The 16,197-nt window shown below is 40.0% G+C and carries 15 protein-coding genes; 12 read left to right on the top strand and 3 right to left on the bottom strand.

Translation table 11 applies throughout. The annotated features are described in order from the left end of the window. The first annotated feature begins 188 nt into the window (after nt 1–188). The 12 genes from KBU52_RS07475 to KBU52_RS07420 all read left to right on the top strand — a co-directional run bounded on the left by KBU52_RS07475 (nt 189) and on the right by KBU52_RS07420 (nt 13,297). A complete protein-coding gene (locus KBU52_RS07475) occupies nt 189–1,814 on the top strand; it encodes an LPXTG cell wall anchor domain-containing protein (RefSeq protein ID WP_301798465.1) in 1,626 nt (541 codons plus the stop codon). Nucleotides 1,815–2,088: 274 nt separating this feature from the next. After that, complete coding sequence (locus tag KBU52_RS07470; RefSeq protein ID WP_254724659.1) at nt 2,089–3,939, top strand: LPXTG cell wall anchor domain-containing protein; 1,851 nt, start codon at nt 2,089–2,091, stop codon at nt 3,937–3,939. A gap of 75 nt (nt 3,940–4,014) precedes the next feature. After that, the gene (locus tag KBU52_RS07465) at nt 4,015–4,974 is read left to right on the top strand and encodes a glycosyltransferase family 2 protein (RefSeq protein WP_006153165.1); all 960 of its coding nucleotides are present in this window, start codon (nt 4,015–4,017) and stop codon (nt 4,972–4,974) included. Between the two features lie 22 nt (nt 4,975–4,996). Next, nucleotides 4,997–7,960: a YfhO family protein gene (locus KBU52_RS07460; protein ID WP_254724660.1), complete on the top strand. Its 2,964-nt coding sequence runs from the start codon at nt 4,997–4,999 to the stop codon at nt 7,958–7,960. Nucleotides 7,961–8,122: 162 nt separating this feature from the next. Then, entirely contained in the window at nt 8,123–8,326 is a 204-nt protein-coding gene (locus KBU52_RS07455) for a helix-turn-helix transcriptional regulator (RefSeq protein WP_000916944.1), read from the top strand. Further along, nucleotides 8,326–8,529: a hypothetical protein gene (locus KBU52_RS07450; protein WP_006154979.1), complete on the top strand. Its 204-nt coding sequence runs from the start codon at nt 8,326–8,328 to the stop codon at nt 8,527–8,529. Before KBU52_RS07455 ends, KBU52_RS07450 begins: the two co-directional genes overlap by 1 nt. Then, a complete protein-coding gene (locus KBU52_RS07445) occupies nt 8,526–8,876 on the top strand; it encodes a PspC domain-containing protein (protein WP_254724661.1) in 351 nt (116 codons plus the stop codon). Before KBU52_RS07450 ends, KBU52_RS07445 begins: the two co-directional genes overlap by 4 nt. Before the next feature lie 14 nt (nt 8,877–8,890). Then, nucleotides 8,891–9,592 (top strand): DUF3169 family protein, encoded by a 702-nt coding sequence (locus tag KBU52_RS07440; protein WP_254724662.1) that lies wholly within the window; start codon nt 8,891–8,893, stop codon nt 9,590–9,592. 9 nt (nt 9,593–9,601) lie between these two features. Then, nucleotides 9,602–10,243, top strand: coding sequence for a CPBP family intramembrane glutamic endopeptidase (locus KBU52_RS07435; RefSeq protein WP_254724663.1), 642 nt, complete (start codon nt 9,602–9,604; stop codon nt 10,241–10,243). Between the two features lie 18 nt (nt 10,244–10,261). After that, entirely contained in the window at nt 10,262–10,477 is a 216-nt protein-coding gene (locus KBU52_RS07430) for a hypothetical protein (RefSeq protein WP_004250454.1), read from the top strand. Between the two features lie 137 nt (nt 10,478–10,614). Continuing rightward, a complete protein-coding gene (aspS, locus tag KBU52_RS07425) occupies nt 10,615–12,378 on the top strand; it encodes an aspartate--tRNA ligase (protein ID WP_254724664.1) in 1,764 nt (587 codons plus the stop codon). Then, a complete protein-coding gene (locus KBU52_RS07420; protein ID WP_254724665.1) occupies nt 12,356–13,297 on the top strand; it encodes a YitT family protein in 942 nt (313 codons plus the stop codon). Before aspS ends, KBU52_RS07420 begins: the two co-directional genes overlap by 23 nt. Before the next feature lie 53 nt (nt 13,298–13,350). On the opposite strand, the gene KBU52_RS07415 is transcribed toward KBU52_RS07420, so the two are convergent. From KBU52_RS07415 to KBU52_RS07405, 3 genes are all read right to left on the bottom strand, one after another. Beyond that, nucleotides 13,351–14,337, bottom strand: coding sequence for a LacI family DNA-binding transcriptional regulator (locus KBU52_RS07415; RefSeq protein WP_254724666.1), 987 nt, complete (start codon nt 14,335–14,337; stop codon nt 13,351–13,353). A 9-nt stretch (nt 14,338–14,346) separates the two neighbouring features. Beyond that, nucleotides 14,347–15,147 (bottom strand): DUF1189 domain-containing protein, encoded by an 801-nt coding sequence (locus KBU52_RS07410; RefSeq protein ID WP_254724667.1) that lies wholly within the window; start codon nt 15,145–15,147, stop codon nt 14,347–14,349. A 206-nt stretch (nt 15,148–15,353) separates the two neighbouring features. Next, complete coding sequence (locus tag KBU52_RS07405) at nt 15,354–16,196, bottom strand: sugar ABC transporter permease (protein WP_254724668.1); 843 nt, start codon at nt 16,194–16,196, stop codon at nt 15,354–15,356. Between the last annotated feature and the right edge of the window lies 1 nt (nt 16,197).

The raw sequence follows: 16,197 nt of genomic DNA, 5'->3' as shown, positions 1-16,197 counted from the left end.
AAACCAGGGATTTTCCCTGGTCTTTTTACTTAGTAATAAAAAAGACGACCGTTAAAATCAAATTTTACAAAAAAGGTCTCAGAAAAACTGAACATTTAATAGAATAAAATGCTAAAAAATAAGAAAAACTCTTGTAAACGAATTCAAAAAATGCTATGATATATCTGATTAATAAAGAGGAGTCAATCATGAATCATTTTAAAAAGAACGCGATGCGGATGTTTGCATTTTTAGGTATAATCGTGTTATCTTTGACAGTACTGACAACAGTATTTGCGGCTGATGTTACAGACTATACCAATAAAACAACAATCACTGTTGATGGTCAACCATTGACATCGGAAACTCAAATCAGCACAGGTAAAGTGTTGGAAGCAACCAATACCATTTCTTTCCCTGATACTCAACAAATTAAAGAAGGCGATGTACTGGTGCTTGATCTTCCTAAAGAATTGGGCTTGATTACTAAACTAGAATTTCCAATTACCCATAGCAGTGGTGAAGTAATTGGGAATGCAGTAACAGACCCAAGTACTCAAAAAGTAACGATTACCTTTACCGATTATTTCTCTAAGAATTACAAAGATAAGGTAATGACTTTGAAATATTCAGTGCGTCCAAATGTAACCAACTTACCAGAATCGGGTAAATATACTTTCCAATTCGGGACAGAAAATTATACCCTTAATTATGATAAAACAGACGGTGAAGCTGGTGACTATGAAATGAAATATGGTTACCAAGATTCAGAAAATCCTAAACGTATCAAGTGGCGTGTTGTTTTGAACGCAGTTCAAGATAAATTAAACAACATGGTTATCAAGGATGACTTTAGTGATAGTGGACAAGTCTTGGTAGAAAGCTCTTTCCGTGCCGTTCGTTATGCAACTCAACCAGAGAAGATTCCAAATGAAGCAGCTCTTCTTAAATTGGAACCAATCGATAACTTTAGCAAAAAAGCTGAATTCACTCGAAATGCGGATGGTAAAATCACAGGGTTCACCATTAACTTTGGTGACAACTGGAACTGGGCAATGTACATTGAGTACACAACAGAATTGACTTCAGAACTTCCAAAAGGTACTAAAGTTGCCAATGTTTTGGAATGGTCAGCAAGTAACTTCCAAAAATCTCGTTCAGTCAGTGCATTGACTCGTTTAGAAACAGGTTCAGGTGAGGGTAGTGGAGATAAGACTACTACTACAACTACGACCACAACAACCACGACTACAACAACCACAACGACAGAAGAACCAACGACCACTTCAACAACTACAACGACAGAAGAACCAACGACCACTTCAACAACTACAACGACAGAAGAACCAACGACCACTTCAACAACTACAACGACAGAAGAACCAACGACCACTTCAACAACTACAACGACAGAAGAACCAGCGACCACTTCGACAACTACAACAACAGTAGGTCCAGCGACCACTTCAACAACTACAACGACAGAAGGTCCAGCGACAACTTCTACAACCACAACGACAGAAGAACCAGCGACAACTTCTACAACCACAACGACAGAAGGTCCAGCGACAACTTCAACAACTACAACGACAGAAGAACCAACGACCACTTCAACAACCACGACAAAAGAGCCAACGACAACTTCTACAACAACAGAAGAATCAACAACCACGACTACGACAACCTCAAAACCAGACGTTCCTGGGACATCTACTACGGAGGAGAAACCAAAACTTCCTCAAACTGGTGAATCAGTAGAAACTGGTTTGGTGTTTGCGGGAATCGTCATCTTATCAAGTACAGTTGTATTGAAACGTAAATATTCTAACAAGTAATAGTTTCGTTTCTTAAAAAAGGAGAGAACAAGATTCTCTCCTTTTAATATTATAAGAATTCATGTATAAAAAATCCGAACTTTATTAGTCTGTTTTTGACTAAAATAATAATTTTTTTGTACTTTAGAGCTACAAAAAATCTAAATGTATCTAAATAAGGGTGAAAAAAATACTTTAATACTTTCAATCACTTGCAATAATAAATAAATATGATATAATCAATTTTAAAATTGATAATTTTATATTGTCATTTTAAAAAGAAAAGGGAGCCATAATGAAAAAGTTTGTAAAAACTAGTTTTGTGCTGTCATTATTTATCTCTATATTGGCAGTATTTTTTGTTGTGTCATCTGGAAAGGTGCACGCTGATACATCTAAAAAAGTGGATGTTATCACAGAAGTCAAGATTCAAAATGACAAGGGTGGGGCTTTGACAGGACCGGTTGGCCGGTTTGACACTTTCCGTCTGAATGCAAAATTTGCTTTAGAGGGGAAAAATGTTAAAGCTGGAGATACAACAGAAGTTAGCATAGCTTCTCCGATTGATATTAAGTCTCAGGATTTTGAAATTAATGACTCAATTACCGGTAAATTGATAGCTAATGCAAAGGTTGATGCCACTGCTGGTAAAATTATCTTGACCTTTACAAAATTTGTAGAAGAAAAAAATGACGTTTCAGGTTCTTTCTTCTTCTATGCTCAAGTCAATAAAGTGAAATCTCCAAATGATGGAGAAGTTCCGGTTAAAGTATCTGTAAATGATAAAGAGAAATTCACTGGTAAAGTCACAAGTGGGACGATTGGTGGAGGCTACCGCTACTCTATCATTAAATCAGGTTGGAGCGAAGTAGGAAACAAAGAGCTTGGTTTCCGAATTTCTGTAAATAGAACCAATGAAGTTATCAATGATGCTGTTGTTACAGATACCTTGAAATCAAAAGGTATCACATACAAGCCAGGAAGTTTCAAGATTAAAAAAGGAACTTGGGAATATACCAATGGTAAATGGGTACTCAAGAACGCAAAAGATGTTACAGCTGACTATAAAGTGATTATTAATGGAGATTCATTTTCTATTAACCTAGGTAACATTGCTGCAGACGACCAATTTGCCATTGAATATTGGGCAGATGTGAACTATGATGTTGTTGATGGTGAAAGAATTCTTAACCAAGCTACTATCAAGGGAAGTAATAAGGATGAATACGCATCAAACAGTACAGTGAAAATCCAAATTGCCGGTGGTGAAGGGATTGGTTACGAATTTAGTATCAAAGTTACTAAGGTAGACGACCAAAACGGCCCTCTTAAGGGTGCGAAATTCCAAGTTGTTCGTCAAGCAACTGGTCAAGTTATTGGTGAATTTGAGTCAGATGCGAATGGTGAATTTACTGTTCAAAATATCTTGCGTGACAAATACATCATTAAAGAAATTAAAGCGCCAGAAGGTTATGAGTTGGCGGCAGATACTGTTGTGGAAGCTGGTGAATTTAAAACACCCAAAGCTCCAGTAGAGAAGACGATTGTAGACCAAAAAACGACAACTACAACCACAACAACCACAACAACAACTACGACCACAACGACAACAACAACTGAAGAGCCGACGACAACTTCAACGACAACAACGACAGAAGAGCCGACGACAACTTCAACGACTACAACGACAGAAGCGCCGACTACAACTTCGACGACAACAACAACCGAAGCGCCGACTACAACTACGACAACCACAACGACAGAAGCGCCGACTACAACTACAACAACGACAACAACAGAAGAGCCGACGACAACTTCAACAACAGAAGCAACAACTGAGGTGACTACAGGTTCAACTTCAGAAACAACAGAAGCGACAACTGAGGAAACTACTGTTTCGACAGAAGAGCCAACGACAGCTTCGACAACAGAAGAACCAACAACCACTTCAACAACTACAACAGAAAAATCAACGACAACAACAACGACTACGACAACCTCAAAACCAGACGTTCCTGGAACAACTACGGAGGAGAAACCAAAACTTCCTCAAACTGGTGAATCAGTAGAAACTGGATTGGTATTTGCGGGAATCGTCATCTTATCAAGTACAGTTGTATTGAAACGTAGATATTCTAACAAGTAATAGTTTAGTTTCTTTAAAGAGGAGAGAGCAAGGTTCTCTCCTTTTTTAAAAGTGAATAGTATATGGAGCATTTAGATGAAACTATCAATTCTTATTACTCTTTTAAATGAAGAATTAGTTCTAGCTCAAACGCATAAAGCCATCTCTGAGAAGTTAGAGAGTATGATTTTATCGGAAGAACTATCTGACTACGAAATTCTCTATGTGGATGACGGCAGTAGCGATAGCACACTAAAACTAATCGATGCTATTGCGGATGAAAATCCACGGGTCAAGTATATCAGCTTTAGTAGAAACTTTGGTCGCGAGAGTGGAATTCTTGCTGGTTTTAAGTATGCAACTGGCGATGCGGTTATGGTGATGGATGGAGACTTGCAACATCCGCCTTATCTGATTCCTCTCTTTGTAGAAGCTTATAAAGAAGGATACGATATTGTCAGTGGTCAGAGAAGTCGAGAAGGGGAGTCATTTGTAGGAAGCTTCTTTGCTCGTAGTTTCTATAAATTCTCGAACCATTCCATGGATGTCAAGTTAACAGACGGGAAATCTGAATTACGACTCCTCAGCAAGAGAGCTGTGGATGTGTTTGTTTCGCTGCCTGAGTACAATCGATTTAATAAAGGGCTCTATGAGTGGATTGGTTTTAAAGAGAAGGTTATCCCTTATAAAAACGAAGTTCGTAAAGCAGGAAAAAGCAAATTCGGCTTTAAGAAGTCTATGAACTATGCTTTCCAGGGGATTATCTCATTTAATGATCGTCCTCTTAGAATTTGTATCCAATTTGGATTTGTCAGCATGGCTCTGTCTCTTCTCTACATTGTTTATGAGTTTTGTAAATTTATCTTTTCTTCCGACTATACGAGTGGATATTTCACCACAATAGCAGCCATTATCTTGTTTAGCAGTGTGCAGCTGATCTTCATCGGTGTGCTTGGAGAGTATATCGGAAAGATTTATTACGAGGTGAAGCAACGTCCTCACTTTATCGTCGCGAAAAGTAATATTGACCAAGCTGAAAAAGATAAGATTGGTTAAGAAGACATAGGAGAAAACAAACATGGATAAGTGGTTAACGCGTTGGCAAGAGTTAAAAGGGAAACACCCTAAAGCCTTGCTTTATACGATAAGTGCCTTACTACCGATGACCATCATGCTGGTTGTTTGGTTCTTCATGGGTAGCTATCCCTTTGGGAATAAAAGTCTGATGGCAGTTGACTTTGGTCAGCAGTATATCAGCTTTTTTGGCTTACTTAAACATGCGGTACTTACTGGTGATTTGAGTAGTCTGACTTACTCTTTTACTAAATCTCTCGGTGGAGACATGATAGGGGTTTTGGGCTATTACTTGATGAGTCCCTTTAATATTTTTTATATTATTATCCCCTTCAAACACTATGGTTTAGCAGTTTTCCTGACTATTTGGCTTAGATATGGAGCGATTGGATTATCTTTCTCTCATTTCCTGATTAAGCGCTATAAGGGAGCAGAATCTCGTGTGTGGTTGGTGCCTTTGTTTGCAACAGCCTATGCTCTTTCAGGGATGCTCGTTTCCTATCAGATGAACGTCATTTTCTATGATGCCATGATTATGCTACCGCTCGTTATCGTTTATCTGGAAGAGCTCTTGGATGGAGGAAGACCCTATCGTTATGCCTTTATTTTAGGGCTAACAGTCTTTCTGCAGTTCTATATGGGGTATATGATTTCGATTTTTATCGTCCTATACTCTTGCTATTATGTTTCATCACGCCTCTCTATCCAGGGAACTCTGAAACAGAAGCTGAAACACTTCTTGAGTCCTTTGGTAAAAACATTTGCCTTCTCTGTCATTGGGGTTGCTACGGCATCGGTGTTGATTGTGCCAGTTTTCTACAATCTCCTTGAGAGTAAGGGGCAGGTTGGAGATGCCATGAAGTTCTCCTTCGCCTTTCAGATCAATCCTGTGGATATCCTGTCGAAGTTAGCTATCGGTGGTTTTGATACTGCCTCAGGCTGGTCGGCTGGACCTAACCTTCCAAATATCTACATTGGTGCTTTAGGATTTCTAGGTTTTATCCTCTACTTTACATCGAAGCAGGTAGCCAAGGAAAAACGTTGGGCTGCAGGTGCGGTCACCCTTGTCTTCTTCATTTCCTTTGTCAATGAATTTGTAAGTAAAATCTGGCATATGGGACAAAACCCAGCTGGATTCTTCTTCCGTTTCTCATGGTTATTCTCGTTCTTTATGCTCGTTTTAGCCTATCAGGTAGTTAAGGGACAAGTAGAAATTTCTCGCAGAGGGAAGTTGCTTTCAGTGGTGTTGCTCGTTTTATCAGCAATTTATCTCTATACAAAGAAATTCACCTATCTTCCAAAAACTCAGCCAGAAGCTTTGACTCAATTTCTATCAAAGAATGTTCTTGTGTTTTGGGTTTTACTAATAGCTATCACTGCAGCTTGCTCTTATCTCTATTGGAGTCGTTCTCGTAAAGCTCCTCAAGTGAAAAAAATGGTGCTATTGATAGCTGGTGCTGTCGTCCTTCTTTTAGGAATTCTTCTCCAAACAGGTTATTTCTTATCTCAGGTTGTATTAACCTTGTTGGTCTATTTGGCAGTTATCTTCTTATTGCGCACAAGAATGACCAGACTAGCCATTCTTGCCGTGTCTGCCCTAACAATCTTTGAGTTAGGCTATAATGCCTATCTTTCTCAAGTGACCTTTGGGTATGCAGATGTAGACAAGTTTGTAGATGCAACGGTATCTGTAAAACAAGTGACAGACGATGTTCAGAAACAAGCAGATCAACCATTCTACCGAATTGCTACAACCTTTGCCTATTCAAAAACAGTGCCATCGCTTGTTTCCTACCCAGGTTTAAGTACCTTCAGTTCAAGCTTAGAGCGTACGACCATGGATCAATTTGCCTTTATGGGTGACCAAGGGATTAATGCAGCGACAGAGTATGAAAATGGGACTCCTCTGACGGATGCATTATATGGGATTCGCTACTATATGGATGTCAAAGACCTGGATCCTACTGAGAAAGAAGCTCATCCTGAGAGAATGTATTTCACACGTTTTGCCAGTCGTTTTGATATGAACCGTTATTTCACGCAGAAGGTCTACGAAGATGAACGTTATATCGTGTACGAAAATCCAAATTCTTTCCCATTAGCCTATGGAACAAATGATTTAGTAAGAAACATCAACTTTGGTAGAAATAACGCTATCCAAAATCAAAATATCATCCTTAACTCTATGGAAGGCGTGAAAAAAGGCGAAGAGAATTACCTCGACTACTTCAAACCCCTAGCCTACGGAGATGTTGAAACAGAAAATCTTACTGAGGAAAATGTCGATAAAGAAAAAGGAACTGCAGTCTACAAGCGGGTGGATTCTTCTAAGGATGCAGTCGTTCGCTACCGAATTACTCCGCGAACAAACTTGACCTATTATTTCTTCGTACCAGCAAGTCTAAATTCAGAGAAAGATTACTCCGTCCTTCTGAACGGCAAGTGGTTCACTCATTCCAAGAGAAATACGCAACGTCAACTATGGCAAATCGCTGACAATGCAGAGAATCAAGAGTCTGTACTGGAGTTCCGCTTTAAAACAGACAAGGTTGACCTTTCAAACGCAGGAGTTTACCGAGCAGAAATCAGTCAAATTCAAAGTGCTTTAGAAAAGCGGAAGGAACAAGGTCTACAAGTTGAGAAGTTCTCGAATACTCATATCGTCGGTTCAGTGAATATTACTGACGATAGTAAATACATGATGACCTCTATTCCTTATAGTGAGGGTTGGAAGGTGAAAGTAGATGGCAAGGATGTCCCTGTGACAAAAGCATGGAACAGCTTTATTTCATTCCCGATTACTTCCGGACAACACAAAGTAGAATTTGTCTTCTCTCAAAAAGGAAGGATTACAGGTGCTGTATTGACTCTCATCAGTCTAGCAACCCTTTATATCGTCAGAAGAGATTACAAGAAGGATGATAAAAACCAGCTGAAAGAAAGTCAAGACGCTCCATCAGCTGAGTAAGCAATCTTTTATCAACTATAAAAAATACGGTCAGGATACCATTCCTGACCGTTTTCTTTTACAAAATGACAAAAATCTTAAACTTTTTGACAAATATGCTTGTCAAAAATAAAAAGATGTGTTACAATAAAATCAAGATAAAGAACAAAGGAGAAAAAAGACATGCTAAAAAATCGTCTAAAAGAGCTTCGGGCTCGCGATGGCCTGAATCAAACAGAGCTAGCCAAACTAGCTGGCGTGTCCAGGCAAACCATCAGCTTGCTAGAGCGGGATGAGTACACGCCATCCATCGTCATTGCCCTGAAGATTGCTCAGATATTCCATGAGCCAGTCGAGTCAGTCTTTCGCTTAGAGGAGGATGAGTGATGAACAAATATAAAGTGATTTATTATCTATCTATAGTTGTGTTTATCGTAAATCTTTTGGCTATGATTGGAAGCCTATTTGGTTGGTTTACAATTGTTGAAAGTAAATATCTCTTCTGGATTAACATAGTTTTACTATTAGTCTTTAGATGGGTAGAGAAAAAGATAAAGTTTAAAGAGATCTTAAAAGGAGAAAAGTTATGAAAGAGTTTTTAGCGGGTTTTCAAGTCGATACAGAGAACAAAGCACTTGCAGGTGTTTGTGCAGGTTTAGGAAATTATTTTAACATTCAAGCCAATATCGTTCGTTTGGTGACAGTCTTGTTATTCCTCTCTTCGACGGAGATTGGGATTATAACAGTTACAGCCTATGCTTATCTAGCAGGTTGGCTTGGCAATGAACCCTTGGGAGATGGAGCGAAGAAAGCAAGAAAGCAAGCTATTCTCTTATTAGTTGTATGTTTGCTTTTGGTATCGCTTGGAGCAGAAGGTTTGACAGCTATTTTTGAATCAGGGAAAGCCTTTGGTCAATGGTTGTCTGGCTTGTTTTAGAAAGAGGTTAAAAGATGGAAAAGAAACATGTTATTTTTGCACTCAAGCTTTTTATAGCAGGAGTTTTATTAGGAATACTTGCCGGTTTTCTTGGTGTTAATCCTTTAGGGATCAGTCAAGAGCAAGTAATCATTGCCTTGAGCTCACTCTTTCTTGGTCTGGGGCTGATTACGGCAATCCTAACATTTTATTTCACTAGAAAAAGTCATCAGGCTTATCAGAATTATCAAAGAGAGGAAGAGGATGAAGGAAATGAGCAAGACTACCTTGCTACGTATCGCTTCTTAGATTATGCTACAGTAGCTTGGAATGTTTGCCAAATTAGTATGCTTTCCTGCCTACTGATAGATTTGGGAGGTTTAGGCCCATCAGCAGCATCCTTACTTTTGATAGTTTTAGGTATCTGGGCGGGTGCTTACTGTCTAAAAATCACCAGCAAGATTCGTAACTACAAACTTTCTGTTATGGCGACTCCAAAGGAAGTTTTGGACTACCTTGACACTTATGATGAGGGAGAAAAACAGGCTGAGATGGAAGAAGCTTACTTGATCTTATTCAAGGTCAATCAGCTCCTCATTCCTGGGATCTACGTTGTCTTAGTAGTTCTATCTGTAGTATTAGGTCAAGTACAGTTGGTTGCTCTGCTGGTGGCAGTTGTCATCCATTTGTATACCAATGTTGCACAATTGCGCAAAACAAAACGTTATTTCAAATAGGAGAATATTATGAAAACACTTAAAAATATTGGCTGGTATAGCCTTGCCTTCTTATCATTTCTTATGGTCTATAGTTTTATTCAGGGCGTAGGTTTAGCTGCCTTGATATTGGGAGCACCTAGCTACGTTGCTGTCCCTGTTTATGTCTTATTAGCAGGAATCTTTACCTTCGTTACCTACAAGTGGTATAAGACAGGAACTGTTACAATAGAAAAAACGGCCCTTAACAAATACATCTGGCTACCAGCTTTGGTATGGGTCCTTGTCATTGTTGCAGAAAACTTTTTACCACATGATCCATCAGCCAATCAAAAGATGGTAGAAGAATTGACTCATAATCAACCTCTTTTCTCTTTCTTTATGGTGGTTGTCTTTGCACCTCTGACAGAAGAGTTAACATTTAGAGGTATGTTAGCTCGCTTTGTCTTCCCTCAGCAAGATAACATCAAGCAAACAGCTATCTTTCTTCTTGTAAGTAGTCTCATTTTTGCTCTTGTTCATTTTCCTGGAACTCCACTACAGTTCCTAGTTTATGCTTCACTTGGATTTAGCATGGGCTTGGCTTATATCAGTAAAGGTGGTTTGGCTTATAGTATAGCCCTACATGCTTTGAATAATTTAATCGCATTTTTAATGATAGTCATGCTATAATAGACTCAGGAGGAAATCATGAAACGAGTACTATTATTAGCAGTTATTCAGGCTGTATTTCTCTTCTTTGTCATCGGCCTACTTGTCTATTTCATTAAGGGGGATTTCTTTTATAACAATCTAGCGATTATCTTTGCTCCTATCGCAGGAGTGATACGATTTGCGACAGCTTATGTGACAGAAATTGTCCTTCCTAAGAAAACAGAAGGGATTGCTGAAAAGCGTAAAAAATAAAGAAAACCTAAATCCAGCGAATGACTTTGCTGGATTTTTTCATTTATAAGAGGATTCTCTCAACTTTTCTGCTGATTTTCATGAAGAGCCTGCGCTTTTATGGTAAAATAGTAACAGAATACAAGAGGAGAGAAAACATGAAACGTAGTATGTATGCTGGTCGTGTTCGTGAGGAGCACATCGGACAAGAAATTACCTTGAAAGGATGGGTTGCCCGTCGTCGTGACTTGGGTGGATTGATCTTTATCGACCTTCGTGACCGTGAAGGGATCATGCAGTTAGTTATCAACCCTGAAAAAGTTTCTGCAGATGTGATGGCAACAGCTGAAAGCCTTCGTAGTGAATTTGTCATCGAGGTTACTGGTCAGGTTGCAGCACGTGAGCAGGCAAATGATAAACTGGCGACTGGAGCGGTTGAACTGAATGTAACGGCTCTTACTGTGCTTAATACAGCCAAAACAACACCATTTGAAATCAAGGATGGCATTGAGGCAAACGACGATACACGCCTACGTTACCGTTACCTTGACCTTCGTCGTCCAGAGATGTTGGAGAACCTTAAGCTTCGTGCCAAGGTGACACATTCGATCCGCAACTACTTGGACGAGTTGGAATTTATCGATGTGGAAACGCCATTCCTTTCTAAGTCAACACCAGAAGGGGCGCGTGACTACTTGGTGCCATCTCGTGTCAATAAAGGGCATTTTTACGCACTTCCTCAAAGTCCGCAGATTACAAAACAGTTGTTGATGAATGCTGGATTTGACCGTTACTACCAAATCGTCAAATGTTTTCGTGACGAAGACTTGCGCGGTGACCGCCAGCCTGAATTTACTCAGGTTGACTTGGAAACTTCATTCCTTACTGAGCAAGAAATCCAAGATATCACAGAAGGCTTGATTGCGCGCGTGATGAAGGAAACAAAAGGGATTGAAGTAACGCTACCATTCCCTCGTATGAAGTATGATGATGCCATGGCTCTTTATGGTTCTGACAAGCCTGATACTCGTTTTGACATGTTGCTTCAGGACTTGACAGATCTTGTCAAGGGAGTAGATTTCAAAGTCTTCTCAGAAGCTCCTGCAGTTAAAGCTATTGTGGTCAAAGGTGCTGCAGATAACTACTCACGTAAAGACATCGACAAAATGACAGAAGTAGCCAAACAGTATGGTGCCAAAGGTCTTGCTTGGGTTAAGGTTGTTGATGGGGAATTGAACGGACCTGTTGCTAAATTCTTGACAGCTATTCAAGGCGATTTAACAAGTGCGCTTGGTCTTGAAGATAAAGACTTGGTTCTCTTTGTGGCTGATACGCTTGAAGTAGCCAATGCAACACTTGGTGCCCTTCGTGGACGTATTGCCAAAGAGCTTGGCTTGATTGATAACGACAAATTTAACTTCCTCTGGGTAGTTGACTGGCCAATGTTTGAATGGTCTGAAGAAGAAGGTCGTTATATGAGCGCCCACCATCCATTTACTCTTCCTCAAGCAGATACTGCGCATGAGCTTGAAGGAGATTTGGCTAAGGTTCGTGCTATTGCCTACGATATCGTCTTGAACGGTTATGAGCTTGGCGGTGGTAGCCTTCGTATCAACCAAAAAGAACTCCAAGAACGCATGTTCAAGGCCCTAGGATTCTCAGTTGAAGAAGCTAATGACCAGTTTGGATTCCTTTTGGAAGCCATGGACTATGGATTCCCACCACACGGTGGCTTGGCTATCGGACTTGACCGCTTTGTAATGCTCTTAGCAGGGGAAGAAAATATCCGTGAAGTGATTGCCTTTCCTAAGAACAACAAAGCAACTGACCCAATGACCCAAGCGCCATCAACAGTAGCTCTTAAACAATTAGAAGAACTCAATCTACAAGTAGAACAAGATGAAACAAACGAAACTAACTAAAAAGTGGCACTATTATTTGCGCCGCTTTGCTTATCAGATAAAAATCTTACGAGTTTTACAAAGTATCTCTCGGGAAAAATATGATGAGAAAGTATCGGCTTCTCTGGTTTATGGCTTTTTGTCAGCAGTAGCAGTCAATTTCTTTTTTCAACCAGGACACGTTTACTCCAGTGGCGCGACGGGTCTGGCACAGATTATCTCTGCCTTGAGTAATCACTGGTTTGGTTTTTACATACCGATATCGCTAACCTTTTATGCTATCAATTTTCCGTTGATGATTTTGGCTTGGTATCAGATTGGGCATAAGTTTACAATCTTTACCTTTATCACAGTATCCATGAGTTCCCTCTTTATCCAGATTGTACCAGTTATGACCTTGACAGAGGATCCCATTATCAATGCCCTTTTTGGGGGAGTCGTCATGGGACTGGGAATCGGCTTTGCTTTACGCCATAACATCTCCAGTGGTGGAACAGATATTGTCAGTCTGACTATTCGCAAGAAGACAGGTCGTAACGTTGGAAGCATCTCCTTCCTAGTGAACGGGACAATCATGCTGATTGCTGGCTTGACCTTTGGTTGGAAATATGCCCTTTATTCCATGATTACGATCTTTGTCTCAAGCCGTGTAACAGATGCAGTTTTCACCAAACAAAAACGCATGCAGGCTATGATCGTCACTAGCAATCCTGATGCAGTCATTGAAAAAATCCATCATAAATTGCACCGTGGTGCGACCATGATTCACGATGCTGAAGGGACTTATAACCACGAGCGTAAGGCGGTTTTGATTACAGTTATCACTCGTGCAGAGTTTAATGATTTTAAACTCATCATGAAACAAGTTGATCCGACAGCCTTTGTATCTGTCTCAGAAAATGTCCATATTCTTGGGCGATTTGTCGAAGTTGAAAACTAGTTGTTCAGGTAAATAGGATACAAAAAAACCAACTCAAAATAGAGAGTTGGTTTTTATTTTTCAACGATTTTGTGGGCAATCAACTGGCGGTAACAAATTTGTTTGTTGTTTTTAGCATCATCGATGATCTGGAGAATAGTTTCAAAGGAAACACGACCAAGCTCCAAACTATTGATATCGACATAGGCCGCCAAGTTGAGCTTGGGATTGACTGAGTCGAAGCTGAGGACAGGGACATCCAGTTGGTGTTTTGCGATGTAATCACAGACCCCTGCAGCAAGGAGACTATCAATGGTAATAATAGCGTCAATATTTGGATTGTGTTTGAAGAGAAGTCTACTAAAGCGATAACCATTATCTTCAAGAAATTCAGTAGCAAAGTAAGTCAGATTAGTATCAAGAGGCAGATTGTGTTCTTGAAGTGCTTGCTCGTAACCTGTCAGACGGTCTAGTGTTACGAAGAGTCGCTTAGTACCTCCTATAAAGGCAATGCGCTTGCATCCTTTTTTGATGAAATACTCTGTCGCATCAAAACCAGCTTGGACATTGTCATTATCGACAAGTGGAATGAAGGGAGAAAGTGATTTTCCAAGAATGAGGAAGGGGAATTGCTCCTCGACAACCAGTTGCACCAAGGGATCATTTTCTTGAGCGTACAAGAAGATAAGCCCATCCACACGTTTTCCGTAGACCATTTGTGAAATGGCGTTTAAACGCTCTTTGGCATCTTTACCTGTCGCAATCTGAATGGCGTAGTGGTTTTCAGAGGCGACTTGGGCGATACCACGGAGGACAGATGGGAAGAAAGGATTTTGATAGAAGGCATCTGAGTCGTCAGGAAGGACCAAGCCAATAACTTGGGTATAACTGCTAACAAGACTTCGAGCATTTAGATTAGGATGATAATTGAGTTCTTTCATTGCTTTTCGAACTCGTTTTTTTGTTTCGTCACTAATCGTTGATTTGTTTTGAATAACACGGGTTACGGTTGAAGGAGAAACTCCTGCAGCTTTGGCCACGTCTTTAATCGTAACAGGCATAATAATCTCCTACTTTTTGTAGTCTGGATCACGATAATGAGTCTTATAAAAGATAGTGACCAGATATAGAACAAATAAAATGTTTTGAACAGTGATCAAAGTCGCCATATTCTGCCCCAAGAGACCTAGAACCAGGGTCAGTAAAGTTGGTAATCCTAAACAGTTCAAAATAAAATGATAGCACTCTTTATAGGTCTTAAATGAGAAGAGACGAGATTTTTTCGTGAAGTAGAGCAGAAGGCTAGCACCTAAAGCTACAATGAAAAAATTAAGTCCAAAGAGAAAACTAGCACCTAAGACCAGGAAGAGGCTGATATAGACGCGGTTCTGTTGATACCAGTCTTTAGAAATAGCCTGAGTCAAGCTTTCCTTGCTTTGGAAACTATCAGTTGTGATAGCATGATAGCGAATGCTGGTTAACTCTTTTCCTTGCTTACTGATGACGAGTTGCTCGGGTTCAAAGCTAAGAAGTAATTCCTCAGGGAAACTTGAACTAGCAGTAGCCCCGATTTGTACAGAAGCTTGATGAGGAGTCGAACCAGTATAGCTTAGTTTTCCATCTACAATCTGAGCATTGGTAGCTAGATCCTGAACGACTTCGTCCGTCAATGGAGCATAGACATCATCGATGAACATCTCTAAAGGATAGGTTTCCTGAGAACTGTTCTGGATAGCAATAGGTACCATGGATAAGCTAATCAAGAAAATACTGGTAAAAATCAGTTGAAACCAGTTTAGACCAAAACGATGAGAGAGGGGTTTACGAAATCCCCAAATACTATTAAAATAAGAAAATGGATATGGTAACATAAATCTCTTTCTATAGGCATTTTTCTATATGAGTATTATATAGAGAAATGTTTTTTATTTCAAGCGGGGATAGTAGAATCCTTGATAAAAGTGAATGTTTGTTATGATTCGTCCACTAACTAACAAGGTAATCTCAGCAAGCTCTTGTTTCTCACCAGACAATCGATGTACAAGGTCAAAAATGAAAAAGGGTGGCGGGGGGTATATTACCCCTTGTCGCCACCGCTTGTAAGTCCTGAAACGAAGTTCTTTTGCAAGAAGAAGAAAAGTGTACAGATTGGAAGAGCGATGAGGATAGCACCTGCTGAGAAGTAGGCAATCTTCAAGTTCTTCGCATTGCTGACGAAGGTTTGTAGACCAACGGCAACTGTAAAGTATTCTTTTTCACGAAGCAAGAAACTAGAGAGGATATAGTCTCCGAAAGGTCCCATGAAGGCCCAGAGTGCTTGTACAGCAACCATTGGGCGAACAAGAGGGAGAACGATTTGCCAGAAGCGGCGGAAGTGTCCTGCACCATCTAGTTTTGCAGACTCATCAAGAGACATTGGCACGGTGTCAAAGTAACCTTTCATCAACCAAGCATTCATAGGGATACCACCACCGACGTAGAGGAAGATGAGGAACCAGCTATGGTTAAGGGCGTTCAACATGAGGGCCATAACAAAGAAGGCAGTCAAAGCGGCCATTGTTGGCACCATTTGGATAATCAAGAAGAAGACCAAACTTTGTTTACGAGCCAAGAAGTTGTAACGGCTATAGGCATAACCAGCAAGTACGATAATACTTGTCTGAACAACCATAGTGATCAAAGCGATGATCAAAGTGTTGAGGTACCATGTGCCGTACAAGGTTTCTGTAAAGAGCCCTTTGAAGTTATCAAGACTGAAATTAACATTGCTGTCGAGCTTGAAGGCCACAACGTTACCGGCCTTAAAGGCTGACATAATCGTGATTAAAAGAGGATAGATAATAACGATTGAAAGTCCAATTAAGTAAAGATAAGTAAGGGTTTGAGTCAGTCTACGTTTGATTTTGATTGAGTTATTCATC

Source organism: Streptococcus sp. 9.1(2021) (assembly GCF_030466425.1).
GTDB classification, from domain to species: domain Bacteria; phylum Bacillota; class Bacilli; order Lactobacillales; family Streptococcaceae; genus Streptococcus; species Streptococcus wuxiensis.
Note: the sequence above shows the minus strand (reverse complement) of the source record. Positions and strands in the feature narration are given on the sequence as shown.